Annotated in this window: 22 protein-coding genes and 1 pseudogene; 19 read left to right on the forward strand and 4 right to left on the reverse strand. The window is 68.6% G+C overall.

The window, feature by feature from the left end; genetic code table 11:
- Positions 1-97: 97 nt before the first annotated feature.
- Positions 98-891: pseudogene (locus HCC78_RS26445) on the reverse strand (transposase); the annotation flags it as partial.
- Positions 892-1,016: 125 nt separating this feature from the next.
- On the opposite strand from HCC78_RS26445, the gene HCC78_RS26450 reads away from it, so the two are divergent.
- Entirely contained in the window at positions 1,017-1,574 is a 558-nt protein-coding gene (locus tag HCC78_RS26450; RefSeq protein ID WP_172331778.1) for a hypothetical protein, read from the forward strand.
- A gap of 32 nt (positions 1,575-1,606) precedes the next feature.
- Positions 1,607-2,404, forward strand: a complete 798-nt coding sequence (locus HCC78_RS26455) for an inositol monophosphatase family protein (protein WP_172331779.1) — start codon at positions 1,607-1,609, stop codon at positions 2,402-2,404.
- Here the strand turns inward: HCC78_RS26455 and HCC78_RS26460 are convergent.
- Together HCC78_RS26460 and HCC78_RS26465 are read right to left on the reverse strand one after the other, a co-directional pair.
- Complete coding sequence (locus HCC78_RS26460; protein ID WP_172331780.1) at positions 2,401-2,769, reverse strand: GFA family protein; 369 nt, start codon at positions 2,767-2,769, stop codon at positions 2,401-2,403. The two genes, HCC78_RS26455 and HCC78_RS26460, sit on opposite strands and share 4 nt — an antisense overlap.
- Positions 2,766-3,557: a rhomboid family intramembrane serine protease gene (locus HCC78_RS26465; RefSeq protein WP_172331781.1), complete on the reverse strand. Its 792-nt coding sequence runs from the start codon at positions 3,555-3,557 to the stop codon at positions 2,766-2,768. Before HCC78_RS26465 ends, HCC78_RS26460 begins: the two co-directional genes overlap by 4 nt.
- Positions 3,558-3,696: 139 nt before the next feature.
- On the opposite strand from HCC78_RS26465, the gene HCC78_RS26470 reads away from it, so the two are divergent.
- The 5 genes from HCC78_RS26470 to HCC78_RS26490 all read left to right on the forward strand — a co-directional run bounded on the left by HCC78_RS26470 (position 3,697) and on the right by HCC78_RS26490 (position 10,747).
- A complete protein-coding gene (locus tag HCC78_RS26470) occupies positions 3,697-4,263 on the forward strand; it encodes a tetratricopeptide repeat protein (protein ID WP_172331782.1) in 567 nt (188 codons plus the stop codon).
- 818 nt (positions 4,264-5,081) lie between these two features.
- Positions 5,082-6,716, forward strand: a complete 1,635-nt coding sequence (locus HCC78_RS26475; RefSeq protein ID WP_172331783.1) for a thiamine pyrophosphate-binding protein — start codon at positions 5,082-5,084, stop codon at positions 6,714-6,716.
- On the forward strand, positions 6,700-7,896 hold the full coding sequence (locus HCC78_RS26480; RefSeq protein WP_172331784.1) for a CaiB/BaiF CoA-transferase family protein: 1,197 nt from the start codon (positions 6,700-6,702) through the stop codon (positions 7,894-7,896). The genes HCC78_RS26475 and HCC78_RS26480 overlap by 17 nt, the downstream gene beginning before the upstream one ends.
- Positions 7,897-8,056: 160 nt before the next feature.
- The gene (locus HCC78_RS26485; RefSeq protein WP_172331785.1) at positions 8,057-9,418 is read left to right on the forward strand and encodes a tetratricopeptide repeat protein; all 1,362 of its coding nucleotides are present in this window, start codon (positions 8,057-8,059) and stop codon (positions 9,416-9,418) included.
- Between the two features lie 54 nt (positions 9,419-9,472).
- Entirely contained in the window at positions 9,473-10,747 is a 1,275-nt protein-coding gene (locus HCC78_RS26490) for an OpgC family protein (protein ID WP_172331786.1), read from the forward strand.
- Between the two features lie 24 nt (positions 10,748-10,771).
- On the opposite strand, the gene HCC78_RS26495 is transcribed toward HCC78_RS26490, so the two are convergent.
- Positions 10,772-11,905 (reverse strand): DUF2235 domain-containing protein, encoded by a 1,134-nt coding sequence (locus tag HCC78_RS26495; protein ID WP_172331787.1) that lies wholly within the window; start codon positions 11,903-11,905, stop codon positions 10,772-10,774.
- A gap of 295 nt (positions 11,906-12,200) precedes the next feature.
- On the opposite strand from HCC78_RS26495, the gene HCC78_RS26500 reads away from it, so the two are divergent.
- The 12 genes from HCC78_RS26500 to HCC78_RS26555 all read left to right on the forward strand — a co-directional run.
- Positions 12,201-15,341 carry a valine--tRNA ligase gene (locus tag HCC78_RS26500; protein WP_172331788.1) on the forward strand — a complete coding sequence of 1,047 codons (3,141 nt, stop codon included), beginning with the start codon at positions 12,201-12,203 and terminating at the stop codon, positions 15,339-15,341.
- Between the two features lie 77 nt (positions 15,342-15,418).
- Positions 15,419-15,895 carry a GNAT family N-acetyltransferase gene (locus tag HCC78_RS26505; protein WP_172331789.1) on the forward strand — a complete coding sequence of 159 codons (477 nt, stop codon included), beginning with the start codon at positions 15,419-15,421 and terminating at the stop codon, positions 15,893-15,895.
- A 125-nt stretch (positions 15,896-16,020) separates the two neighbouring features.
- Positions 16,021-16,800: a tRNA pseudouridine(38-40) synthase TruA gene (gene truA / locus HCC78_RS26510; protein WP_172331790.1), complete on the forward strand. Its 780-nt coding sequence runs from the start codon at positions 16,021-16,023 to the stop codon at positions 16,798-16,800.
- 92 nt (positions 16,801-16,892) lie between these two features.
- Entirely contained in the window at positions 16,893-17,477 is a 585-nt protein-coding gene (locus HCC78_RS26515) for an ANTAR domain-containing response regulator (protein ID WP_172331791.1), read from the forward strand.
- Positions 17,474-18,649, forward strand: coding sequence for a CmpA/NrtA family ABC transporter substrate-binding protein (locus HCC78_RS26520; RefSeq protein WP_172331792.1), 1,176 nt, complete (start codon positions 17,474-17,476; stop codon positions 18,647-18,649). The genes HCC78_RS26515 and HCC78_RS26520 overlap by 4 nt, the downstream gene beginning before the upstream one ends.
- Positions 18,650-19,001: 352 nt before the next feature.
- A complete protein-coding gene (locus HCC78_RS26525; RefSeq protein ID WP_172331793.1) occupies positions 19,002-20,372 on the forward strand; it encodes a CmpA/NrtA family ABC transporter substrate-binding protein in 1,371 nt (456 codons plus the stop codon).
- 399 nt (positions 20,373-20,771) lie between these two features.
- The gene (locus HCC78_RS26530; RefSeq protein ID WP_172331794.1) at positions 20,772-21,857 is read left to right on the forward strand and encodes an ABC transporter permease; all 1,086 of its coding nucleotides are present in this window, start codon (positions 20,772-20,774) and stop codon (positions 21,855-21,857) included.
- 5 nt (positions 21,858-21,862) lie between these two features.
- Positions 21,863-23,566: an ABC transporter ATP-binding protein gene (locus HCC78_RS26535; protein ID WP_172331795.1), complete on the forward strand. Its 1,704-nt coding sequence runs from the start codon at positions 21,863-21,865 to the stop codon at positions 23,564-23,566.
- Positions 23,566-24,510, forward strand: coding sequence for a GAF domain-containing protein (locus tag HCC78_RS26540; RefSeq protein ID WP_172331796.1), 945 nt, complete (start codon positions 23,566-23,568; stop codon positions 24,508-24,510). Before HCC78_RS26535 ends, HCC78_RS26540 begins: the two co-directional genes overlap by 1 nt.
- A 161-nt stretch (positions 24,511-24,671) precedes the next feature.
- Positions 24,672-25,118 (forward strand): globin domain-containing protein, encoded by a 447-nt coding sequence (locus HCC78_RS26545; RefSeq protein ID WP_172331797.1) that lies wholly within the window; start codon positions 24,672-24,674, stop codon positions 25,116-25,118.
- A 54-nt stretch (positions 25,119-25,172) separates the two neighbouring features.
- Positions 25,173-25,601 carry a globin domain-containing protein gene (locus HCC78_RS26550; protein WP_172331798.1) on the forward strand — a complete coding sequence of 143 codons (429 nt, stop codon included), beginning with the start codon at positions 25,173-25,175 and terminating at the stop codon, positions 25,599-25,601.
- 37 nt (positions 25,602-25,638) lie between these two features.
- Positions 25,639-26,676: NAD(P)/FAD-dependent oxidoreductase (locus HCC78_RS26555; RefSeq protein WP_172331799.1), on the forward strand; the 1,038-nt coding region annotated here is incomplete at its 3' end.

The raw sequence follows: 26,676 nt of genomic DNA on the forward strand, positions 1-26,676 counted from the left end.
CCCTCTCTCAGCCCCTCGAGCCGATGTCCCTTGACCTCGCCGCCTGAACGGAGCCTATTTCACGTGCCCGGAGCATGTCGCTCGGCAATTTCCACCACATTCGCGACACGACCGGCGCACCGGACAGGCCGGTGTCTGCCAAGAGGCACAAACACTCCCTCGTGCAGTCATCGATCACGGTCAGGACCCGAAACTTCCGCGAGGCGCCGAAGCTGTCGGACACGAAGTCCAGGGAACGGCGCGCGTTGGGTTGTCCAGCGGTCGGCATCGGCACTCTGGTCCCACGTGCCCGTTTTCGTCCACGCCGCCGCTTCACGGACAGCCCTTCCTCGCGGTAGATGCGATAGAGCTTCTTGTGGTTCATCGTCATTCCCTTCCGCGCCAGAAGGACGCCGATCCGGCGGCAGCCGAACCGACGCCGCGTTCCGGCGATCTCCTGCATCTCCTTGCGGATCTCGGCGCTCGCCATTGGGCTCGGACCAGTGGCGCCTTCAATGGCTCGCTCCGGCGGGCGTTCACGCCGGACCGCCTTGGGATCGACACCGGCAAGCCGACACGCCCGGCGCTGCGAGATGTCATGATCCCGCATCACCCGGAGCGCCGCATCTCGCCGCTTAGTCAATGTCGTCAGCTCTTTCCCAGAAGGTCCTTCAGGACGACGTTGTCCAGCATGGTCTCCGCCAATAGCTGTTTCAGCTTGGCGTTCTCGCCCTCGAGCGCTTTCAGCCTGGCGGCCTCAGACACTTCCATCCCGCCATACTTGGCCTTCAGCTTGTAGAACGTCGCCGTGCTCAGGCCATGCCGTCGGCATACCTCCGTGGTCGGCATGCCTGCCTCCTGCTCCTTGATCATCCCGATTATCTGCGCCTCGGTGAAACGGCTCTTTCGCATGCGACTGCTCCTTCAGAGTTGGCACAGGCTCTACATCACGGTGAGGGATTTCGCGGGGGGCAGGTCAGCTGGAGCACAACCGCAAAACCGAGACTCGCGGCCGCCTGCGGACCCACAGCGTGGCCATGTTGCCGCTGCTGACGCTGCCGCAGCTCTATCTGGCGCTGCATCTCACCCTCGCTCCGGAGGGAACCGCCGAACCCGGCGGCTCCGGACCATTCAATGCCAAAGTCTTCCATCTTGCCGCGCTGTCCGGCGCGTTCGGCGCGGCGCTCGGCATGGCATTGCGGGTTCGCAGCACGCTGCGCATTTCGCAGATGCGGGAAACCAAGGTCATGACCATCGCCCGGATCCTGGCCGGATCGACCACCGCGCTGATCTTCGTGCTCGTGCAGCGCGCGGGTTGGATCGGGGCCGGCTTCCTTGACGCGGCCTGGCCGCTGCCCCGGACCCTTGCCCCTCTGCGTCCACGGATCCGGGCGAGGTCTTCCTGGCCGAGGTGCTGCTCGTCGGCTTCTTCATCGGCCTCGTGGAGGGGCTGTTCCTGCAGCTTCCCGGCCGCGTCGCGACCATGCCCGGCGACACTGTCCGGGGCGCGAAACCGAGCTGACCGCGCCCTCGGACCCGCCCTGCGGGCCCGGAACCCGCCGCTGAGGCTTGCCCCCTGCGCCCCGAGCGTGTAGGTCGCTGGCCTGATTCCCAGGAGACGTGAGAGATGCAGGGCAGCGCCAACCTCAATATCATGATCAAGGCTGCGCGCCGGGCCGGGCGCTCGCTTGTCAAGGACTTCCGCGAAGTGGAGAACCTCCAGGTTTCCTCCAAGGGCGCGGGCGACTTCGTGTCGAAGGCCGACATCGCCGCCGAGGAGATCCTCAAGGAGGAGCTCATGGGCGCGCGGCCGAACTACGGCTGGCTCGGCGAGGAAACCGGCGAGACCCCCGGCACCGACCCGACGCGGCGCTGGATCGTCGACCCGCTCGACGGCACCACCAACTTCCTGCACGGCATGCCGCACTGGGCGATCTCGATCGCGCTGGAGCACAAGGGCGAGATCGTCGCCGGCGTCGTCTTCGATGCCGCCAAGGACGAGATGTACATGGCCGAGAAGGGCGCCGGCGCCTGGATGAACAGCCAGCGACTGCGCGTTTCCGACCGCTCGCGCATGATCGAGTCGGTCTTCGCCACCGGCATTCCCTTCGGCACGCAGCCCTACCTGCCGGCCGCGCTGCAGGACCTCGCCCGGCTGATGCCGCAGGTCGCGGGCGTGCGCCGCTGGGGCGCCGCCGCGCTCGACCTCGCCTATGTGGCGGCCGGCCGCTACGACGGCTACTGGGAGCGCGGGCTGAACCCCTGGGACATGGCCGCGGGCATCATCCTCGTGAAGGAGGCCGGCGGCTTCGTCGAGCCGATCCTGCCGGGCGCCGACCTGATGGGCCGCGGCGGCCTGATCTGCGGCAACGGCAACATCTTCGACACCTTCTCGAAGACCATCCGCGAGCGCGCCGACGCCTAATCCTGCCGGTCCGACGGGTGGTTCACCCCGTCGGACCAGGGCTGCACGCCCAGTTCGGAGGGGTTCACCCCCTCCAGAGTGCCGAGATTGACGCCGTATTTCGTCGGATCCGACCGCCGCTTGTGATGCGTGTAGATCCCGCAGACCGAGCAGAACCAGTGCTGCGCCGTGCCGGTCCCCCAGGTGTAGAGCGTCAGCTGCTCCTGCCCCTTCACCACCTTGAGCGCATCAAGCGGCGCCGAGACCGTCGCGGCCCCGCGCCTCCGGCAGAAGCTGCAATCGCAGCGCCGCGCGCTTTCGAGCGTCTGGCAGAGTTCGACTTCCAGCTCCACCGCGCCGCAATGGCAGCTTGCCTTGTGGGTCATCGCTTCGGCCGTCCTTTCGTCACAGGTACTTGCGTCAGGCTGCGCGGCTTGGCCCGCACGGCCGGAATGCCCGTGCGTACCACGCGGTAGCTGGCCTCGGCATGCGGCGGACGGCCTCCCGCCCGGTCCCAGAAGCGCGGCCCGCCCCGCGCGAGGAAAACAGGCAGCATCAGCGCCGCGCCGATCAGGAAGCCTCCGGCGTGCGCCCAATAGGCCACCCCGCCCGCTCCGGCCGTGGCGGAAAGCCCGTTGAAGAGCTGCAGCGCGAACCAGAAGCCCAGCACGAACCAGGCCGGAACCGGGATGATCCGGATGAAGACGATGATGATGAAGAGAATGTCGATCCGCGCCTTGGGAAAGAGCAGCAGGTAGCCGCCCATGACCCCGGCGATCGCGCCCGAGGCGCCGATCAGCGGCAGGGCGGAGCCGGGATCCGCCGCCACCTGCGCCAGCCCCGCGGCGACGCCGCAGGCCAGGTAGAAGGCCAGGTAGCCCAGATGCCCCAGCTGGTCCTCCAGGTTGTCGCCGAAGACGTGCAGGAACAGCATGTTGCCGATGATGTGCATCCAGCCGCCATGCAGGAACATCGAGCTGGCCAGCGTGTAGAGCGCGTCCCCATGGACGATCCGCGCCGGGACCACCGCCCAGGACTCGTAGAGCGCATAGAGCGCGCGCTGGTTGCCTTCGAGCGGCAGCGTCGCGAAGAAGATCAGCACGTTGGCCGCGATCAGCGCGTAATTCACGTAGGGCACGCGCCCCGGAGGGTTGTGGTCGCGGATCGGGAACATGTCGGGGAAGTGGGCGCTCCGCGCGGCGGGGTCAACACGGGGCTGAAATTTTCAGCCGGACCGGGACCGCCCCCAAAGTTGATCGGGGCGCATGTAACGGTTTCTTGACAGAAGCCGCGGAGTATCGCCGACTATGGCCATGCGACATTTCATCATCCCCCTCCTTTTCACCGCTGCGGCCAATGGCGTCCAGGCCGCGCAGACCGAAGCGGTCCCCAGCTGCCCGCCGCCGATGGAATTTGCCGAGCGCAAGGCCGACCTTCTGGCCGAGCTGCAGCAGACCCGGAGCCGGGCGGACGGGCTCTACCTGACCCGCCACCTCGTCGAAATCTTCGCCACCGCCCCGAACCGGGAGGCGCAGAAGCTGCTGGAACAGGGCATCGCGCGCCGCCAGGCCATGGATGCCGAAGGCGCGACGGAGGCGCTCGACCAGCTGATCGCCTATTGCCCGGACTTCGCCGAGGGCTACCGCCAGCGCGCGCTCCTGCAACAGGGCGAAGGCGATCTCGACGGTGCCCTGGCCGATCTCGACCGCGCGCTCGAAGCGGCACCCGACCATCTGGCCGCCATGGCGCAGCGCGTCCAGGTCCTGGTCGAGCTCGGCCGCGACGAGGAAGCCCGGGACATGCGCGCCGCCGTCCTCGGCCTGAACCCGTGGATGCCGCTGGAGAAGATCGTCCCCGACGAACCGGGCATCCTGCTCTAGCACCGGACGGGGCCATCGCCCGGCCTGTCCTTCCGCCCGCCGCGGGGCTTTCGGCCCGATTGCGCAATTCAACGTGCGCGGCACCTTTCGGACACGCGCGTCATGCACGCAGATCCCGGCCGCAGCCAATGGGCCGCCGACAGATCGGGAGCGCCAGGCGATGGGTTCATCGGCTGCGATGCGCTTCGCGGCAGCTTTCGCGGGCAAGCCTCGGCACAGACCGAACGCCGCCCCGCCTTTGTCCCCTGCGCCCGGGCCAGACGCGGCACGCAGCTGCGACCGCCCCCCCCCAACGCAAAAGGAAGCGCCCCGGACGTGCCGGCGCACCGCTCGAGCCTTCGCGATTTGCCGTCCTGCCTGCGGCAGACAATTGCGGAGTGCGCTGCCTTCCTCTCCGGCCAGCCCCCGGAGCCCGGCGGAAATGCCGGAGTTGCCGGCCAGCGACGCGATGCCCCGGGAAGACGGTCAACCGCGGATCGCGCGAGGGCTTCGCGTCCTCCGGGAACCGCCGGGCGGCATGCAACATGCGCGCCAAGTCTTCCGCGCAGCCTGCGCAGCTCTCCCCGGCACCCGTACCCAATGGAAAGGCGAAGACCCGGATTTCCGCAAGCCATGCAGCCGCCCGGCGGCCAAATGCGCCTAGCCGCCAGCACCCTCCGAACCCCGTCGAACAAGCCCGTGCGCCGCGCCGCGGACGCACCTGCACAGGTCCGGCGGCAGGACGTCCGGCGCAGGGCCGAAACATCTCTCGCCGCAGCTTGATCGGGCGGGTGCGCTTGGCGCTGGCCAAGCCCGGATCCGCGCCTTACTCCTTGGGCATGACCCAGGACAGCGCCGACCGACCGCCCACCGTTGCCGACATCCTTGCCCGCGAACTCCACGACGCCGGCGTGCGCCACGCCTTCGGCATGCCGGGCGGCGAGGTGCTGAGCTTCGTCGCCGCGCTGGAGCGCGCGGGCATCGAGTTCGTGCTGGTCAAGCACGAGAATTCCGGCGGTTTCATGGCGGAGGCAGTCCATCACCGCACCGGGGCGCCCGCGCTCCTGGTCGCCACGCTGGGACCGGGCGCGCTGAATGCCGTCAACGTGGTGGAGAATGCCCGGCAGGACCGGGTGCCGATGATCGTCGTCACCGGCGCGGTCGACGCCGCCGAGGCAGCGGGCTACACCCATCAGGTGCTGGACCAGCAGGCCGTGTTCCGGACCGTTGCCAAGGGCAGTTTTTCGATGGTCGCCGAAGCGGCCGGGACGATCGCCGCCAGGGCCGTCGCGCTGGCCATGGCGCCGCGGCCCGGGCCGGTGCATGTCGACCTGCCGATCCGCGTGGCCGACATGGAGCCAGGCGCCACCCGGCCGCCCGCACCGCCCCGTCCCCTGCCGGTCGCGGTGGCGCCATCGCCGGGCCTCGCGGAAGCGCGCCGGTGGCTGGCCGAGGCGGAGCGCCCGCTGGCAATCGCCGGGCTCGACGTGCTCGCCGAAGGCGCCGCGGACGCGGTGGCCCAGTTCTGCATCCAGCATGGCGTGCCCCTGATCACCACCTACAAGGCGAAGGGCGTGCTGCGCGAGGACCATCCGCTGGCACTGGGCGGCGCGGGGCTCTCGCCGCTGGCGGACCGCACGCTGCTGCCGCTGGTGTCGCAATCCGACCTCGTGCTCTGCCTTGGCTACGATCCGATCGAGATGCGCACCGGCTGGAGCCATCCCTGGGACCCGGCGGAGAAGCGCGCGATCGAGATCGCGCATGCCCGCAACGACCATGGCATGCATGCCGCCGGGATCGAGATCGTGGCGGATATCGCCCCGACGCTCGCGGCGCTGTCGCATGACCTGACGCCGCGCCGCACATGGCCGGACGGCGCGCCCTTTGCCGCCCGCGCGGCCCTGGCGGCGGCCTTCCCGCGGACGGACGGCTGGGGGCCGGCCGAAGTGATCGCCACCTGCCGGGCGCTGCTGCCAGCCGATACGCTGGCCACCGCGGATTCCGGAGCCCACCGCATCCTGCTGTCGCAGATGTGGGACTGCTTCGAGCCGAAGGCGCTGGTCCAGTCGACCGGCTTCTGCACCATGGGCTGCGCCCTGCCGCTGGCCATCGGCACCAAGCTGGCCGATCCGGACCGCACGGTCGTCGGCTTCATGGGCGATGCCGGGTTCCTGATGGTGGCGGGGGAGCTTGCCACCGCGGCCGAGCGCGGGCTGGCACCGATCTTCGTGGTCTTCGCCGATGCCCAGCTGGCGCTGATCGAACTCAAGCAGCGCCAGCGCCAGCTGCCCAATGCGGGCGTGGAGTTCGGCCGCCACGATTTCGCCGCCATCGCCCGCGCCTTCGGCGGCGAGGGCCATGCCGTGACGAACCGCGACGAGCTGGCCCAGGCGCTGCAGCAGGCGCAGGCCGCCGACCGGTTTTCCGTGATTTCCGCTGTCATTCCGGGGAGGAGCTATGACGGACGCATCTAGGGGGGCGCTGGACGGCGTCACCGTTCTGGACCTCAGCCGGATCCTAGCCGGTCCGACCTGCACCCAGCTGCTGGGCGATCTCGGCGCCACTGTCTGGAAGGTGGAGAACCCGGCCACCGGCGGAGACGACACTCGCGCCTGGGGGCCGCCCTTCGTGCAGGACGCCGAGGGCCGCAAGACCGACCTCAGCGCCTATTACCTCTGCGCCAACCGCAACAAGTCCTCGATCGCGCTCGACCTTGCCTCGCCAGAGGGCCAGCGCATCGCGGCCGCGCTCGCCGCCCGCGCCGACATCGTCATCGAGAACTGGAAGCCCGGCAGCCTGGCGAAATACGGGCTGGACCACGCGACGCTGTGCAAGCGGCATCCCGGCCTCGTCTACTGCTCGATCTCCGGCTACGGCCAGACCGGACCGAACCGCGACAAGCCGGGCTACGACCTGATGGCGCAAGGCTACGGCGGGATCATGAGCCTGACCGGCGCGCCCGAGGGCGAACCGATGAAAGTCGGCGTCGGCATCGCGGATGTCATGTGCGGGATGTATGCCGCCATCGGCATTCTCGCCGCGCTGCGCCACCGCGACCGCACCGGCGAGGGCCAGCATGTCGACCTGGCGCTGGTCGACAGCCAGATGGCCTGGACGATCAACGAGGGCACCAACTACCTCCAGTCCGGCAAGGTGCCGGAACGGCGCGGCAACCAGCATCCCAACATCGTCCCCTACGGCGTGTTCGAGGCATCCGACGGCCATGCGATCGTCGCGGTCGGCAATGACGGCCAGTTCGCGCGGTTCTGCGATGCTTTCGGACTGGCGGGGCTGGAATCCGATCCGGATTTCGCGACGAACCCGGCGCGCATCGCCAACCGCGAGGCGCTGCTGGCGCGGATCGCGCCGGTGCTGGCCAAGATCCCGGCCGCCGAGATCGTCTCCCGGCTCGAGGCGCGGAAAGTCCCCGTCGGGCCGATCCACGACATGGCGCAGGTCTTCGCCTCGGACCAGGCGCAGGCGCGTGGCATGGTCGTCGAGATGGAGAGCCGCCATGGCCCGGTCCGGCTGATCGGCAACCCGCTGAAATTCTCCCGCACGCCGGTGCGCTATGCCAAGGCGCCGCCCTCCTGCGGCGAGGACAGTGAAACAATTCTCGCGGAAATCGCCGCGGAAGCCGCCGGACCCGCGTGACGTTAACGCCAACCGCCCGGTTTTCCGGGGCAGTCGGGGCCGCAAACGCGGCCCCGGGATGACATCGGCTCACGGTTGCGTTGAGTGATCACTCAAACAGTGCCCGGTAACCCTCTTCTGCGTATGCTCCCCACAGCACGCCAGAAACCGGAGCCATCCCATGCGACACGACCTTTTCGGCAGCCCTGCCGCCCTGTCCTCCGCCGCTGCCCTGAGAGAGTGGAACGCAACCTGCCTGGCCTTCCTTGCCCATGGCGTCCAGACGCCGGTCCATCTTGCCAAGGTGCTGGAGGCCGAGCCGGGCTTCGCGCTCGGCCAGGCGGCGAAGGGCATCTTCTGCATGCTGCTGGGCCGCCGCGAGATGGCCGAAACCGCGCGCGACGCGCTTTCCGCCGCGCATGCCGGTCTGTCGATGGGGCCGGTCGACCGGCGCAACCGCGAGATGACCGCCGCGCTGGAGGCGATGCTGGCCCGCGACCCCCGCCGCGCGGTCGCCGCGCTCGAACGGATCCTGCGCGCCGATCCGGGCGACACGCTGGCGATGAAGCTGAGCCACGGCATCCGCTTCCTCGTCGGCGACGCCTCCGGCATGCGCCGCTCGGTGGAGCGGGTGCTCGGCGCCCATGGCGAAGGCCATCCGGGGCGCGGCTATGCCCTGGGCTGCCATGCCTTCGCGCTGGAGGAAACCGGGGCCTATGCCGAAGCCGAGGCGGCAGGCATGGCCGGGCTGGCGCTGGCCGCGGACGATGCCTGGGGGCTGCATGCGGTGGCCCATGTCCATGACATGACCGGACGCAGCAGCGAGGGCATCGCGCTGATCGACAGCCACCGCCCGGTCTGGGAAGGGGCGAACAACTTCCGCTACCATGTCTGGTGGCACAAGGCCCTGCTGCATCTCGACCGCGGCGAGAGGGACGAGGCGCTGGCGCTCTACGACGCGAAGATCCGCGCCGAGAAGACCGACGACTACCGCGACATCGCCAATGCGACATCGCTGCTGATGCGGCTGGAGCTGGAGGGCCACCCGGTCGGCAACCGCTGGGAGGAACTCGCCGATCTGGCCGAAACCCGGGTGGGCGACGGCTGCCTGGTCTTCGCCGACCTTCACTACCTGCTGGCGCTGATCGGCGGCGACCGCGGCGCGGCGCAGGAACAGCTGATCACCCGGCTGGCCGCCCAGGCCCGCCAGACCGACGCGATGGCGACGATCTGCTCCGATCCCGGCCTGTCGGCGGTGTCGGGCCTCGCCGCCTTCGGCGCCGGGCGCTACACGCTGGCGCTGGCGCATCTGGAGGCGGCGCGGCCGCGCATCGCCCTGATCGGCGGCAGCCACGCCCAGCGCGACGTGTTCGAACGGATCACCGTGGATGCCGCGCTGCGCGCCGGGCGGCCGGAACGCGCGGAGGCCGTGCTGCGCGAGCGCAGGGCCCTTCGCGGCGGGACCGAAGATTCCTTTGCCGCCGGCAGGATGTCGCGTATCATGCAAATGCGGCAATCCGTCCGATCCGCCGCGACCCGTTAGACCATCATGATCTCCGCCCGGCACTTCTGCCGGAGGCATCAGAAGTACCTGCCCATGCTGCACCTGTCGCCCTTCGCGGCGTCCTCCGGGAAACCGGAAACGACATCCCTTCACGCGCGCCATGCCGCCCTGGCCGGAGGACGCGACCTCCGGCTGGATTTCTTCCGCGGCCTCGCGATGTTCATCATCCTGATCGCCCATACCCCGAACAACACCTGGACCCTGTGGATTCCGGCACGCTTCGGCTGGTCCGACGCGACCGAGATCTTCGTCTTCTGCTCGGGCATGGCCTCGGCCATCGCCTTCGGGCGGGTGTTCGAGCGGCGCGGGCTGGGGCTGGGCGCGCTCAGGGTCGGGCACCGGCTCTGGCAGGTCTACTGGGCGCATGTCGGGCTGTTCGTGGTGCTGGCCGCCACGCTGGCGGGGCTGGACAATACCGGCTGGTTCGAGACCGATTACATCTCGACGCTGAACCTGCACCCGTTCTTCCGCGATCCGCAGATGAACCTGCCGGCCTTCATGACGCTGACCTACGTTCCGAACTATTTCGACATCCTGCCGATGTACCTGGTGGCGCTGGCGATGATGCCGGCAGTGGTGGCGCTGAAGCGCGTGCATGTCGGGCTGGCCGCGGCGGCCGTGCTGGCGATGTGGGCGGCAGCGCAGCTGGGCTTCTTCGCCTTCCCGGCCGAGCCCTGGTCCGAGCGGACCTGGTTCTTCAACCCCTTCGGCTGGCAGCTGATCTTCTTCACCGGCTTCGCCTTCATGGCGGGCTGGCTGCCGAAGCCGCCGGTGACCCGCGGCCTCGTCTGGCTGGCCGCGGCGGCGGTGCTGCTGACCGTGGTGCCGGCCTATCACTGGGGGCGTCTCCTGCCGGACATCCCGGCCGCCGAGATGTCCGGCTTCCAGCAGGCGCGGCTCTGGCTGCACGAGGCCACCGTCCCGCTGCGCGCCGCGATCGACCCGCTGATCTTCAAGTCGAATTTCGGGCTGCTGCGCTATGTCCACTTCCTGGCGCTGGCCTATCTGGCCTGGGTGGCCGCTGGCGAGCGCGGCGTTCGGCTGCTGCCGCGCGGCGACGGCTGCCTGGCGCGCGCCTGGGGCGCGGTGCTGGCCGCCATCGTAAAGGTCGGGCAGCAGTCGCTGGCGATCTTCATCTTCTCGATGTGGTACGCGCAGGTGCAGGGCGTGTTCCTGGACATGCTCGGCCGGACCCATGCCGCCTTTGCGCTGGTCAATGTCACCGGGCTGCTGATGCTGGCGGGGGTGGCCTATTTCACCGGCTGGATCAAGTCGCAGCCTTGGCGGGGCAATCTCGCCGGAAGCTGACCCGGCACGGGGGCGCCACCCGGCTCAGGCGACTTCCGGCGCCGCCCCGTCCCGCTTGCCACGGCCGAACCAGCGGCGGCGGCGCGCTCCCGCGCCCCAGCCGGGCGCGGCATGCAGGGCAGTCTCGTGCAGCCGCTCGCTGGTCTCCCGGCCCGGCACGCGGCGGCGGCGGTAGAGGAAGAACTTGCCCCAGCCGCGCCAATTGCCGACGCTCGGCGCCGCCGGATCGCAGGGGAAGCGGCTCCGCCAGTCCGCAGGCAGGGCGACGCCGCGCTCCTCCAGCTTCTCCAGCATCCAGACCAGCGGAATGTTCGACAGGTGCCGTGCCTCGCTGCGCCCGGCGAGCTGGCCGCCGATATCGCCATGCGCGCCGCGGAACCAGACCTGCTCCACCCGGCCCTGCCAGCCCTCGGGTTCCGACCACAGCACCGGCGCGAAGGCCTGCCGGGTCTCGTTCAGCGCCAGCGCCTGGAAGCCATGGGCCACGTTGTGGCTGAGTTCCGGCGAGTGGAAGGCATGGCGCGGCTCGGTCAGCCGCCACAGCAGCGGCAGCCGCAGGCCCAGCGCCTTGACCGTGTCGAAGACGCCGACCATCTCCACCGGCGCCGCCTCGTGGCAGAAGCGGCGGGCGAAGCGCTGCGCAGCCTCGCCCAGCGGTCCCTCGCGGTAATGGCGGTAGAGGTCGCGGATGTTGCGCTCGGTCGCGGCGCGGGCCTTCAGCAGGCCCAGCCGGTCGATCACCCCGGCCAGCGAGCGCACGGCGAAGGCGCCGCGGGAGTAGCCGATCAGGAAGATCCGGTCGCCCGGCCGGTAGCGCGAGGCCAGCCAGCCGTAGGCACGCTGGATCTGGCGGTTGATGCCGACCCCGGCAATCACCTGCCAGCTGTCGCGCCAGCAATCCCACTGGATTCCGGCCTCGTAGTAGAGGAGCGGCCGGTCCTTCCAGGGCATGCCCGCCAGCAGCGTGTATATCTGCCCGGCATTCGTGACCTTGTCCGGGTGCAGCGTGGAAAGGGTTCCGTCGAGGATCACCACCAGATCCTGCGACCCGCGGCGCACCCTGACCGGCAGGCTCGATGCGACACGCCTGCGTTCCCTCAGCACCTTGGAGAGAGGCGGCTGGCAGATCGAAAGGCTTATGTCGCGGCTCCGGGTCATGGGGTCATCATGCACCAGTCAGGCTTTAACCCGAGTTTACATCATCGTGCGCTCTCCGCGAGTGGTGAAACGAAGATTAACGCGACCGGCCGGACACGTGGTTTACATCCGCCGCCCGCAACGGCCGGACCGAGCATCCCGGCGCCCTCCCGGCACCTGTCCGGCCGCGCCCCGGGACAAATGCGGGACATTTGTGGCGGCACCGGCCCGCGGCAGGCCCTGCAGCGGCCTGCATGCTCTTTCCCTCCGCGCTCCCCTCCGCTAAACCGCCCCTCGACTGTTGAGGACCGATCCGATGACGATGGACAAGAAATTCGACGCCGCCGAGGCCGAGGCCCGCATCTACAAGGCCTGGGAAGACGCCGAGTGCTTCAAGGCCGGGGCAAATGCCAAGCCCGGGGCCGAGACCTTCTGCATCATGATCCCGCCGCCCAACGTGACGGGCAGCCTGCACATGGGGCACGCCTTCAACAACACGCTGCAGGACGTGCTGGTGCGCTGGCACCGGATGCAGGGCCACGACACGCTGTGGCAGCCGGGCACCGACCATGCGGGCATCGCCACGCAGATGGTGACCGAGCGCGAGATGGCCGCCAACCAGGAGCCCTCGCGCACCGAGATGGGCCGCGAGAAGTTCCTGGAGCGCGTCTGGCAGCAGAAGGTGAAGTCCCGCGGCACGATCATCGGCCAGCTGAAGCGGCTGGGCGCTTCCTGCGACTGGTCGCGCGAGGCCTTCACCATGGGCGGCGCCGAGGGCGATCCCGAGGCGGGCTCGGGCGCGCCGAACTTCCACGACGCGGTGATCAAGGTCTTCGTCGAGCTCTACGAGAAGGGCTGCATCTACCGCGGCAAGCGCCTGGTGAACTGGGATCCCCATTTCGAGACCGCGATCTCCGACCTCGAGGTGGAGAATGTCGAAGTCCAGGGCCACATGTGGCACTTCAAGTACCCGCTGGCCGATGGCGTGACCTACGAATACGTGGAGAAGGACGGCGACGGCAACGTGCTCTTCCGCGAGGAGCGCGACTACATCTCCATCGCCACCACCCGCCCCGAGACCATGCTGGGCGACGGCGCCGTGGCCGTGCATCCTTCCGACGAGCGCTATGCGCCGATCGTCGGCAAGCTCTGCGAGATCCCGGTGGGTCCGAAGGAGCACCGCCGCCTGATCCCGATCATCACCGACGAGTATCCGGACCCGGCCTTCGGCTCGGGCGCGGTGAAGATCACCGGCGCACATGACTTCAACGACTACCAGGTCGCCAAGCGCAACAACATCCCGCTCTACCGCCTGATGGACACCAAGGGCCGGATGCGCGCAGACGGCGCCCCCTATGATGCGGCCGCCCGTGCCGCGCAGGAAATCACCGGCGGCAAGGCAGCCAGCGAATCCGAGGTGGACGCACTGAACCTGGTGCCCGACGCGCTGCGCGGCCTCGACCGCTTCGAGGCGCGCAAAGCTGTCGTCGAGCAGATCACCGCCGAAGGCCTCGCGGTGATGACCGTCAAGACCGACCCGCGCCTCGGCAAGGCGGCAAAGAAGAAGCCGCTCGCCCCCGAGGAAGGCGGCGAGGACCGCTCCGAAGAGCAGGAGCTGGTGCCGCTGGTCGAGTCCAAGCTGATCATGCAGCCCTTCGGCGACCGCTCCAAGGTCGTGATCGAGCCGATGCTGACCGACCAGTGGTTCGTCGATGCGGAGAAGATCGTCGGCCCCGCGCTGGAGGCGGTGCGCAACGGCACCACCAAGATCCTGCCCGAGCGCGACGAGAAGGTGTATTTCCACTGGCTGGAGAACATCGAGCCCTGGTGCATCTCGCGCCAGCTCTGGTGGGGCCACCAGATCCCGGTCTGGTACGGGCCGCGGATCGAGACCGTCAACGGCGTCGAGATCCTGAATTTCGAGCCCGGCGGCCTTGTCCGCTTCGTCGCCAAGGACGCGGAAGAGGCCCGCGCCAAGGCAGCCGAGTTCTACGGCGAGGCGCTGGACAAGGTGCAGGTGCTGCGCAGCTTCAGCCGCGACCCAGAGCGCGCCGAGGACGGCAATCTCGATCCGCTGCGCTCCGCGGTCACCGCGATGGAGCGCGGCGCCTTCGATCCCGACGGCACCATCCCGCTGGTCCGCGACCCCGACGTGCTGGACACCTGGTTCTCCTCGGGCCTCTGGCCGATCGGCACGCTGGGCTGGCCGGAACAGACGCCCGAGCTGGCGAAGTACTTCCCGACCAACGTGCTGGTCACCGGCTTCGACATCATCTTCTTCTGGGTCGCCCGGATGATGATGATGCAATATGCCGTGGTGGGCCAGCAGCCCTTCGACACCGTCTATGTCCACGCCCTCGTCCGCGACGAGAAGGGCAAGAAGATGTCGAAAAGCCTGGGCAACGTGCTCGACCCGCTCGACCTGATCGACGAGTACGGCGCCGATGCCGTGCGCTTCACCCTCTCGGCCATGGCCGCGATGGGCCGCGACCTGAAGCTGTCCACGCAGCGGATTGCCGGCTACCGGAACTTCGGCACGAAGTTGTGGAACGCCACGCGCTTCGCCGAGATGAACGAGGTCTATGCCCATTACGATCCCGCCAAGGGCCACGGCGCGCCCAAGGCGACCGCCAATGCCTGGATCGCCGGCGAGACCGCGCGGGTGCGCGAAGAGGTCGATGCCGCGCTGGCGGGCTTCAAGTTCAACGAGGCCGCCAACGCGCTCTATGCCTTCGTCTGGGGCAAGGTCTGCGACTGGTACGTCGAATTCGCCAAGCCGCTCTTCTCCAGCGAGGACGAGGCGGTGATCGCCGAGACCCGCCAGACCATGGGCTGGGTGCTCGACCAGTGCATGATCCTGCTGCATCCCTTCATGCCCTTCATCACCGAAGAGCTCTGGGAGAAGACCGCCGCGCGCGGGGGCATGCTGGTCCATGCCGACTGGCCGTCCTACACCGCCGCCGATCTGGCCTCGCCGGATGCGGACCGCGAGATGGGCTGGGTGATCGGCCTGATCGAGGAGATCCGCTCGGTGCGCGCGCAGATGCACGTCCCGGTGGGGCTGAAGATGCCGCTGCTGCAGATCGAGCTGGACGCCGCGGGCAAGGCTGCCTGGGCCCGCAACGAGGTGCTGATCCAGCGCCTCGGCCGGATCGAGAGCCTCGCCGAAGTGGCCGAGCTGCCGAAGGGGGCGGTGACGCTGCCGGTCGAGGGCGGACTCTTCGGCCTGCCGCTGGCGGGCTATATCGACATCGCCGAGGAGCAGGAGCGCCTCGCCAAGTCGCTGGCCAAGCTGGAGAAGGAGGAGAAGGGGATTTCGGGCCGCCTGAAGAACCCCAACTTCGTCGCCTCCGCCCCCGAGGACGTGGTCGAGGAGACCCGCGAACGCGCCGCCCAGATCGCCGAAGAGGCGGGCAAGCTGCGCGACGCGCTCGGCCGCCTTGCGGCGCTTGCCTGAGGCTTCCGGCACTGCCGGCGGGAGCGGACGCCCCCGCCCTGCCGGTCCCCGGCGTCGGAGTCCGGGGACGGGCCGGCATGGACCGGCCTGACCTCATGATCCGCGACGCCACGGAGGCGGACCTGCCCGCGCTGGTCCGCCTTCTGATGGATGACGATCTCGGCCGCCTGCGCGAGGACGCGGGCCCGCCCGTCCCGCAGCCCTATCTCGACGCCTTCGCCGCCATCGGCCGCGACCCGAACCACCGGCTCGCCGCGGCCCTGCTCGGGGACCGCGTGATCGGAACGCTGCAGCTCTCCTTCCTTCCGGGCCTTTCGCATCGCGGCAGCTGGCGCGCCCAGATCGAGGCCGTGCGCATCGCGCGCGGCTGCCGCGGCCGCGGCTACGGCCATGATCTGGTTGCCTGGGCAGTGGACGCCGCCCGCGCCCGCGGCTGCCGCCTCGTCCAGCTGACCTCGAACAGGGCGCGCGCCGAGGCCCACCGCTTCTACGGCAGCTTCGGCTTCGAGCCGACCCATGACGGCTTCAAGCTGGTGCTCGGCCCGGACCGCTGAACCGGCCGCCACCGGCGGGTCCGGTCCCGCAGGGACCGCGCCCGGCCCGGCGGCAGGGCCCCGCAGGGGGCCGGGCGGCGGGCAACCCTCTTGCGGAAACCCATCCGAGGCAGTAGCCGCAGCCCATGCCCCGCTATGCCCTCAAGATCGAATATCACGGCGCCCCCTTCTCGGGATGGCAGCGCCAGAACGAGCACCCGTCGGTCCAGCAGACCGTCGAAGAGGCGCTGCGCCGCCTCGACCCCTCCGTCGGCACCATCGCCGCCGCCGGCCGCACCGATGCCGGCGTGCATGCGACCGGCCAGGTGGCGCATTGCGACATGGCCCGCGACTGGGATCCGTTCCGGCTCGCCGAGGCGCTGAACTACCACCTGAAGCCCGCCCCGGTCGCCATTCTCGAGGCCGCCCGCGCCCCCGATGACTGGCATGCCCGCTTCTCCGCGCGCGAGCGGCGCTACATCTTCCGCCTTCTGTCGCGCCGCGCCCAGCCGACGCACGAGGCAGGCCTGGTCTGGCATGTCCGCCAGGCGCTGGAGCTGGAACCGATGCAGCAGGCCGCGCGGCACCTCGTCGGCAACCACGACTTCACCACCTTCCGCAGTTCGATCTGCCAGGCGGAAAGTCCGGTGAAGACGCTCGACCGGCTCGATGTCACCGCCCATGAGGTGCCGAACGGCACCGAGTTCCGCTTCGACGTGCGCGCGCGGTCCTTCCTGCACAACCAGGTGCGCAGCTTCGTCGGCACGCTGGAGCGCGTCGGCGCCGGCGGCTGGACGCCGGAACGGGTCGCCGAGGCGCTCGCCGCGAAGGACCGCGCCGCCTGCGGGCCGGTCTCGCCGCCGCAGGGACTCTACCTGTCCCATGTCCGCTATCCCGACGACCCGTTTGCGGCGCAGGCAGAATGACGCATTCTCCGCTTGGGGGTTTGCAATCCGGGCCCGCGCCGCAGTTATCTGTCGGGTGCGGCCCTGCCCGCCCACTGTGAGAGGATGAGTCCATGGCCCCGCGCCTCAAGATCGCCATCGTCGAGAAGGACGCGGACCGTGCCAGGCTGATCGTCGACGGGCTCAGCGCGGCCGGCGACTACGAGATCACCGTTCTCGGCGACGAGACCACGATCACCCGCCGCCTCGCGCAGCTCGACCCGGACGTGGTGCTGATCGACATCGCCAATCCCAGCCGCGACTCGCTGGAGATGCTGTCGATCGCCTCCGGCGCCAAGGAACGCCCGGTGGCGATGTTCGTCGACCGCTCGGACGACGAGACCACCCGCGCCGCGATCGAGGCCGGGCTGTCCGCCTATGTGGTCGACGGGCTGGCGCCCGCGCGGATCAAGCCGGTGATGGATGCCGCCATCGCGCGGTTCAACATGGTCAGCCAGATGAAGAGCGAGCTGGAGGCGGTGAAATCCGCGCTGGCCGAGCGCAAGATCGTCGACCGCGCCAAGGGCCTGCTGATGCAGGCGCGCGGCATATCCGAAGACGAGGCCTACACGCTCCTGCGCAAGACCGCGATGGACCAGGGCCGCAAGGTCGTGGACGTCGCCCAGGCGCTGGTCACGGCGGCGGAGCTGCTGAAATGAGCCTGACCCCCGTCAAATGCGGTTTCATCCCCCTGGTCGACTGCGCGCCGCTCGCCGTGGCGCGGGAAATGGGCTTCGCCGCCGAGGAAGGCATCGACCTGATCCTCGAGAAGCAGCCCAGCTGGTCGGCCCTGCGCGACGCGCTGGTCCTCGGCCTCACCGATTGCGCCCACATGCTCTCGCCGCTGCCGGTGGCCATGTCGCTGGGGCTCGGCGGACTGCCGACCAAGGTCGACGCGCTGATGGTGCTCTCGGTCAACGGCAATGTCGTCGGCGTCAGCCCGGAAGTCGCCGCCAAGATGCGCGCGGATGGCTGGACCGGCGCCTTCGCCGATCCGGTGGGCACCGGACAGCACCTGATCCGCGCCACCGGGGCCAGCCTGCGGGTCGGCGTGCCCTTCCCCTTCTCGATGCATGCCGAGCTGCTCTACCACTGGCTGGGCGCGCTCGGCCTCTCCGCGCCGGGCGGGCTCGACGTGCGCACCGTGCCGCCGCCGCTGATGCCCGACGCGCTGGCCCGCGGCGAGATCGACGCCTTCTGCGTCGGCGAGCCCTGGGGGTCCTACGCGGTGGAACAGGGCACCGGCGAGCTGATCCTGCCCGGCGCCGCGATCTGGGCCTTTGCCCCCGAGAAGGTGCTGGCCGCCCGCCATGACTGGGTCGAGGAAAACCCCGAAACCGTCGGCCGCCTGATGCGCGCGCTGGCGCGGGCGGCGCGCTGGCTGTCGGACCGCGACAACCGCGCCATGGCCGGCGACCTGCTGTCGAAATCCGCCTATCTGGGCATCCCCTCGATGATCATCGACCGCGCGCTGGCCGGGCGGATCATCACCGCGACCCGCGGACTGGAGGCCGAGGCGCCGAATTTCCTGCATTTCCACGCCAAGGCCGCGAATTTCCCCTGGCGCAGCCAGGCAGCGTGGATCGCCGCATCCATCGCGCGGCGGCTTGGCCTCGACCGCGCCCAGGCGATCGAGACCGGCAAGCTCTGCTTCCGCAGCGACCTCTACCGGCGGAACCTGGCCCCGATCGGCATCGACATGCCCGGCGCCTCGGAGAAGGTCGAAGGGGCGCTGGCCCATGAAGAGGCGGTCGCCTCGGCGCGCGGACACATGATTCTGGGTCCGGACCGCTTCTTCGACGGCACGATCTTCGATCCCTCGGAGACCTGACCCCGGACGATTCCCCTGGCGCAGTTTGCAAACCGCACAATGCTGCAGCACAGCGCCGCCAAATGCGCGCAAAATGCAGATCTTCCGCGCACGGATCGGCAAATCAGGAATTAATGCGCCCGTTCCGCAGGTTTTTCCTTTCGCGGCGCAGCGCGGAAAGGTAACAAAGGATCAACGGCGGGCAATGGCGCCCTGCCACACCATACCCCGATGATGCGGGTAGACCCGAGCAAAGCCGCTCGATCCAGAGGACTTCTTCCGAAGCCCAGACGGATCCAGCGGTTTTTTGTGCTTTCCGGGTCCCTGCCCCCGGCGAGCCTCCCCCCGAACATTCGAACGAACGAGGACTGGTATGATCAAACGTACTCTGATGGGCGCTCTGCTTGCCAGCGCCAGCGTCTCTTCCGCCTGGGCCCAGCTCGACCTGGAAAAGGACGAACTGACCTTCGGCTTCATCAAGCTGACCGACATGGCGCCGCTCGCCGTGGCCTATGAAAACGGCTATTTCCTCGACGAAGGCCTCTTCGTCACGCTGGAAGCGCAGGCCAACTGGAAGGTGCTGCTCGACGGCGTCATCTCCGGCACGCTCGACGGCGCGCACATGCTGGCCGGCCAGCCGCTCGCCGCAACCATCGGCTACGGCACCGAGGCGCACATCATCACCCCGTTCTCGATGGACCTCAACGGCAACGGCATCACCGTGTCGAACGCCGTCTGGGAAGAGATGAAGCCGAACATCCCGCAGAACGCGGACGGGCTGCCGCAGCACCCGATCTCCGCCTCCGCGCTGAAGCCGGTGGTCGAGAAGTACCGCTCCGAGGGCAAGCCCTTCAACATGGGGATGGTCTTCCCGGTCTCCACCCACAACTACGAGCTGCGCTACTGGCTGGCGGCAGGCGGGCTGAACCCGGGCTACTACTCCCCCGAGAACATCACCGGCCAGATCGGCGCCGACGTGCTGCTGTCCGTCACCCCGCCGCCGCAGATGCCCGCCACGCTCGAGGCCGGCACGATCTTCGGCTACTGCGTGGGCGAGCCGTGGAACCAGGCCGCCGTGTTCAAGGGCATCGGCGTTCCGGTCATCACCGATTACGAACTGTGGAAGAACAACCCCGAGAAGGTCTTCGGCATCACCGCCGACTTCGCGGAGCAGTACCCGAACACCACCAAGGCGATCGTCAAGGCGCTGATCCGCGCCGCCATCTGGCTTGACGAGAACGACAACGCCAACCGCATGGAAGCGGTGGAGATGCTGTCGCAGCCGGAATACGTGGGCGCCGATGCCGAAGTCATCGCAAACTCGATGACCGGCACCTTCGAATACGAGAAGGGCGACAAGCGCGAGGTTCCGGACTTCAACGTGTTCTTCCGCTACAACGCGACCTATCCGTTCTATTCCGACGCGGTCTGGTACCTGACCCAGATGCGCCGCTGGGGCCAGATCCCGGAAGCCAAGACCGATGCCTGGTACGACGAGACCGCCCGCTCGGTCTACCGCCCGGACATCTACATGGAGGCAGCCAAGCTGCTGATCGAGGACGGCTATGCCACCGAGGACATGTTCCCGGGCGCGGACGAGGACGGCTACAAGGATCCGACCCCGGCAGGGGACGTGATCGACGGCATCCCCTATGACGGCCTGCACCCGAACGCCTATCTGGAAAGCCTCCCGATCGGCCTGAAGGGCGAGCAGACCGTCGTCGGCACCGAGGTCAAGGGCTGAGCCCTTCCCGGAGTTCCGCGGCGCCCCTTCCCTGCCGCGGAGCATTTGGCGAGTGACTCGAGTATCCAGTACCCCGTCGGCCCGCCCCGCAAGCGGGCCGGCACCTGGAGCCCGACTCGCCGCCCAGCCTCCGGGACACGCGCCCGGCCCGCGACATGCCGGAAAACCGGTACAGAAATGCCTGTTTTTTCCAACTTGGCGCCATGGTTTCCGCATCTTGACCTTGAGACGGACCGCACGCGCACCGGCACAGCCGGAAACAAGATCGAATAGCGCACCGGAGATGTACCATTTCCCGGTCCGCGGATCCCGCAACCTGCCCGGCCTCCGATCTGCCGCCGCCCGCATCGCCGGGCGGGCCCGGAGCGCCAAGCCCGTGACCAGAACCAGGACGTGACAATGGCTACCATCGACCCGGAATTCACCAGCGCCGAAGCGGCTCGAGAAGCCCGTCGCGCCAAGCTTTTCACCCGCATCAACAAGGCCGACAGCTGGTTCCGCGTGCTGGGCCTCGCCTGGATCACCCCGCTCATGAAGGCGGCGGCGGGCGACAACCCGAAGGCCCAGATGAAGGAAGTCTGGAAGCTGCTCGGCGTTCCGGTCGTCTCGATCGTCTGCTTCCTGATGCTCTGGTCCTGGCTCGCGCCGCAGGTGCAGACCTCGCTGGGCGCCGTGCCCGGGCCGGGCGCCGTCTGGACCGAAGCCGTCAACCTGCACGAGGATGCCGTCGCGAAGGCCGCCAAGCAGGCGAAATTCGAGGACATGGTCGCCAAGCGCAACGAGAAGCTGATCGCGCAGGGCAAGGCCGACCAGGTCAAGGACGTCGCCTATACCGGCGCGCCCTCCTACTACCAGCAGATCTGGACCTCCATCAAGACCGTGTTCTTCGGTTTCGTGCTGGCCACGCTGGTCGCCGTGCCGCTGGGCATCATCGGCGGCCTCAGCCAGACCGCCAACGCCGCCATCAACCCGCTGGTGCAGATCTTCAAGCCGGTCTCGCCGCTGGCCTGGCTGCCGATCGTCACGATGATCGTCTCCGCCACCTACACCGCCGAGGACGGGTTCTTCTCCAAGGCGTTCCTGACCTCCGCGATCACCGTCACGCTGTGTTCGCTCTGGCCGACCCTGATCAACACCTCGCTGGGCGTCGCCTCGATCGACAAGGACCTGGTCAACGTCTCCAAGGTGCTGAAGATGAACACCTGGACCAAGATCACCAAGCTGGTCCTGCCCTCCGCGCTGCCTCTGATCTTCACCGGTCTCCGCCTGTCGCTGGGCGTGGGCTGGATGGTGCTGATCGCCGCGGAAATGCTGGCCCAGAACCCCGGCCTCGGCAAGTTCGTCTGGGACGAGTTCCAGAACGGCTCCTCCTCCTCGCTCGCGAAAATCATGGTCGCAGTCTTCACCATCGGCATCATCGGCTTCTTCCTCGACCGCCTGATGTTCGCCCTGCAATCCATGTTCACCTTCTCGGACAAGCGGTGATCCATATGGCAATCCTCGAATTCACCAATGTCACCAAGAGCTTCGGCGAAGGCACCCACCGCACGGACGTGCTGAAGGACATCAACCTGTCGGTCGCGGAGGGCGAGTTTCTCGTCCTGCTCGGCTTCTCCGGCACCGGCAAGACGACGCTGATCAACCTGATGGCCGGGCTCGAGCGGCCCTCCAAGGGCAGCGTCACCTTCAAGGGCAAGCCGATCGAGGGCCCCGGCCCCGAGCGCGGCGTGATCTTCCAGAACTACTCGCTGATGCCCTGGCTGACCGTGGCCGACAATGTCGAGCTGGCGCTGACCTCGGTCTTCCCTAAGATGCCGAAGACCGAGCGCAAGGAGAAGGTCGCGAAATACGTCAAGATGGTCGGGCTGAGCCACGCCACGACCCGGCGTCCGGCCGAGCTGTCGGGCGGCATGCGCCAGCGGGTGAACGTCGCCCGGGCGCTGGCCATGAACCCCGAGGTGCTGCTGCTGGACGAGCCGCTCTCGGCGCTCGACGCGCTGACCCGCGCCAATCTCGCCGACGAGATCGAGGCGATCTGGCAGGCCGACAAGAAGACCTGCGTGCTGATCACCAACGACGTGGACGAGGCGATCATCCTCGCCGACCGGATCATCGCGCTGAACCCCGACGGGACGCTGGGCCAGGAATTCAAGGTGACGCTGCCGCGCCCGCGCGACCGCACCGCCATGAACCACGACGAAACCTTCAAGCGGCTGCGCGCCGACGTCACCAACTACCTGATGGACGTGGGCATCGCCGCCAAGGCCGAGGGCAAGACAATCCTTCCCGACATCACGCCGATCCATTTCCTGCCGAAGGCCCAGGCCGACGTGCAGCAGGGCCTGCGCGAGGACCGCTACCTGGAGTATTCCCAGCTCCACAAGATCTATCCGACGCCGAAGGGCCCGCTCACCGTGGTCGAGGATTTCAACCTCAACCTCGACAAGGGCGAGTTCATCTCGCTGATCGGCCATTCGGGCTGCGGCAAGTCCACCGTGCTGACCATGACCGCGGGGCTCAACTCGATCTCCAAGGGCGTGATCAAGCTAGACGGCACCGCGGTGCGCGACGCCGATCCGGAACGCGCGGTCGTGTTCCAGGCGCCCAGCCTGTTCCCCTGGCTGACCGCGCGCGAGAACTGCGCCATCGGCGTCGACAAGGTCTATCCCCGCGCCTCGCGGCAGGAGAAGCAGGACGTCGTCGACTACTACCTGGAGCGCGTCGGCCTCGCCGACTCGATGGACAGGCCCGCCAGCGAGATGTCGAACGGCATGCGCCAGCGCGTCGGCATCGCCCGCGCCTTCGCCCTGTCGCCGAAGCTGCTGCTGCTCGACGAGCCTTTCGGCATGCTCGACAGCCTCACCCGCTGGGAGCTGCAGGAAGTGCTGATGGAAGTCTGGTCCCGCACCAAGGTGACCGCGGTCTGCGTCACCCATGACGTCGACGAGGCGATCCTGCTCGCCGACCGCGTGGTGATGATGACCAATGGCCCGCAGGCCACGATCGGCAAGATCATGAAGGTCGACCTGCCCCGCCCGCGCACCCGCAAGGCGCTGCTCGAGCACCCCGATTACTACCTCTACCGCGAGCAGCTCCTGAGCTTCCTCGAGGAATACGAACACGGCAAGGATCCGCGCAAGAAGCCCGAAGCGGCCCCTGCGCCGGTCCAGGCGAAATCCAGCGAGGCTGCATGATGTCCGACACGTTGACTGCCGAAATCGAGACCTTCATCCAGGTTTCGGAAATCTGGGTGCCCGAGGGCGGCATGCTCGTCCACAAGGGCGGCAACTACGGCGGCCTGGAGGCTTTCGAGGAAGCCTCCCGCCGGGAGCGCTTCGGCAAGGGCGAAGGCCTGCCGGGCAAGGCCTGGGCCGAAGGCAAGCCGGTCGTGCTGAAGGAGTTCGACGGCTCCTACTTCAAGCGCGCCGAGGCCGCCAAGGAGGCCGGGCTGACCGCCGCGGTCGCCATCCCGGTCTTCGCCGGCGAAGAGATCAAGGCCGTGCTCGTCGTGCTCTGCGGCGATGACGACGAGCGTACCGGCGCCATCGAGGTCTGGACCGAGCAGAAGGACGTCCTGATGCTCGACGACGGCTATTACGGCGCGGCGAAGCATTTCGAATGGGTGTCGCAGCACACGCATTTCCCGATCGGCCAGGGCCTGCCGGGCGGCGTCTGGGCGGCGAAGACGCCGATCATGATGCGCGACCTCGGCACCGGCTATGCCTTCATCCGCTCGGAAAGCGCCGGGCGCGCCGGACTGACCACCGGGCTCGGCCTGCCGGTTCCCTCGCCGGACGGCAAGAACCGCGTGCTGACGCTGCTCTCGGCGCGCGGCACGCCGATCGCGCGGCGCTTCGAGATCTGGGACGTGGCCGCGCCGCGCGCCGGCGCCGCGCCCGAGGCAATCCTGATCGACGGCATCTGCGAGCGCGAGGGCCCGCTCGGCCCGAAGGAGAACCCGCCGGTCGACGCGGCGAAGGCAGCCGCATGGCGCGGCCCGATCGGCCAGGTGCTGGGCACCGGCATGCCGCATATCCAGGCCGGTCCGGCCGGGCTGCCCGCGGGCTACCGGCTGATGGTCTCCCTGCCGATCTACCAGGAGGCCGAGCTGGCCTTCGTGGTGGCCTGGTATCTCTGAGGAGCCCCGCGAGATGATCCGTCCCCCCCGCCAGCCCTGCCCGGCCCGGCGCGTCCCCGGGACCGCGCCCTGCCGTGCCTCCGGGCCGGGGGCGGGTCCTCAGGAAATCTTAAGGCCCGGGCGCGAGGATGCCGGAACCCAAGGATTACGGGAACCGGCCCATGCCCTGCCCCTGCCCAGACCAGACCGCGCTGCTGAAGGACAGCTTTCCGGACGTGTTCCGTGCCAAGGCGCGGATCGGGGCGCTGGCCTACCAGCATCTCTTCGCGGCAGCGCCGGAGACGGAGCAGCTGTTCACCGGCGCGTTCAGCGCCCAGCACGAGATGCTGGTCGAGGAACTCGCCCTGATCCTGCGCGTGGCGGAAACGGACGAGCCGCTGCCGAAGGCGGCGCGGCTGGGGCGCTACCATGCCTCGCTGGGGGTCGAGCAGGCGCATTTCGCGGCGATGCGCGAAGCGCTTCTTGCGGCGATCGGCGAGGTGCTGGGACCGCAGTTCACCCCGGCGATGCAGGACGCCTGGGCCAGGGCCTTCGACCGGCTGGCCACGCAGATGAAGGCGGAAATGGCCTCCGCGCTGCGTGCCATGCCCGTCCCGCACCGGCCCTAACGCTTCCGCAATCGGTTCTCGCCTATGGCTCTTGCATCCAGCAGGAGTGCGCCGATGACCCCCGAGCAGATCAGGACCGTCAAGCAGAGCTTCGCCCGCATCTTCCCGATCAAGGCCAAGCTCTCCTACGACTTCTACGAGCGGCTCTTCGAGATCGCGCCGGATGTCCGGCCGCTCTTCTCGGAGGACATCGCCATCCAGCGCGAGAAGCTCGCCGACACGCTGGCCTGGGCGGTGCGCAATCTCGACAGCCCCTCGGTTCTGGCCGAGGTGGTGCAGGGGCTGGCGCGGCGGCACGTCACCTATGGCGCGCTGCCGGTGCACTACCCGGTGGTCGGCGCGGCGCTGATCCATGCGCTGCAGCTCAATGCCCCGGGCGGGCTGTCGGAGGCGGAAACCGGCGCATGGACCGCCGCCTTCGAAACCTTGTCAGACATCATGATCGAAGCTTCCTGGCCGGAACATCCGCCCGGCCCAGGCTGAACCCGGCGGCATGCTGTGCCGCCCCTGGAGGTGCAGTATGACCCAGAACCTAGTCGTCATCGGGGCCGGAATGGCCTCCGGCCGCGCGCTGGAAGAGCTCTTCAAGGCAGCGCCCGGCGCCTACAAGGTGACGCTGTTCAACGCGGAGCCGCGCGGCAACTACAACCGCATCATGCTCTCGCCGGTGCTCTCGGGGGAAAAGACCTACGAGGAAATCGTCACCCATGACGAGGACTGGTACGCGGAGAACGGCGTCGAGACCCGCTTCGGCGAGCCGATCACCGCGATCGACCGCGCGCGCAAGGTCGTGGTCACCGCCAAGGGCGAGACGCCCTATGACAAGCTGGTCATCGCCACCGGGTCCAATCCGTTCATCATCCCGATGCCCGGCCACGACCTGCCCGGCGTGATCGCCTACCGCGATCTCGACGATACCAACAAGATGATCGAGACCGCCAACATCCCTGGCGCGAAGGCCGTGGTGATCGGCGGCGGCCTGCTGGGCCTCGAAGCCGCCGCCGGCCTGCGCCTGCGCGGCATGGACGTCTCGGTGGTGCATCTGGCCGGCCACCTGATGGAGCGCCAGCTCGACGAGGCGGCGGGCTACCTGCTGCGCAAGGCGCTGACCGAGCGCGGCATCAAGATCCACTGCTCGGCCAGCTCGAAGGAAATCTACGGCGAGGGCAAGGTCGAGGGGCTGCGGCTCGTCGACGGGACCGAGATCCCGGCCGACCTGATCGTCATGGCCGTCGGCATCCGCCCCAATACCGGCGTCGCCAAGGAAGCCGGCCTCGCCGTCGGCCGCGGCATCCAAATCGACGACCAGTGCGTGACCTCGGATCCGGACATCCTGTCGGTCGGCGAATGCGTCGAGCACAACGGCGCGGTCTTCGGGCTGGTGGCGCCGATCTTCGACATGGCGAAGGTGCTGGCCAAGACCCTGACCGGCGAGCACGACGCCTATGCCCCGGTCGAGGTGGCCACGAAGCTCAAGGTGACGGGCTGCGACCTGTTTTCGGCGGGGGATTTCGCCGAGGGCGAGGGGCGCGAGGACATCGTGTTCCGCGATCCCGCC

Origin of the sequence: Mangrovicoccus sp. HB161399 (genome assembly GCF_013184745.1) — a bacterium.
GTDB lineage: Bacteria > Pseudomonadota > Alphaproteobacteria > Rhodobacterales > Rhodobacteraceae > Mangrovicoccus.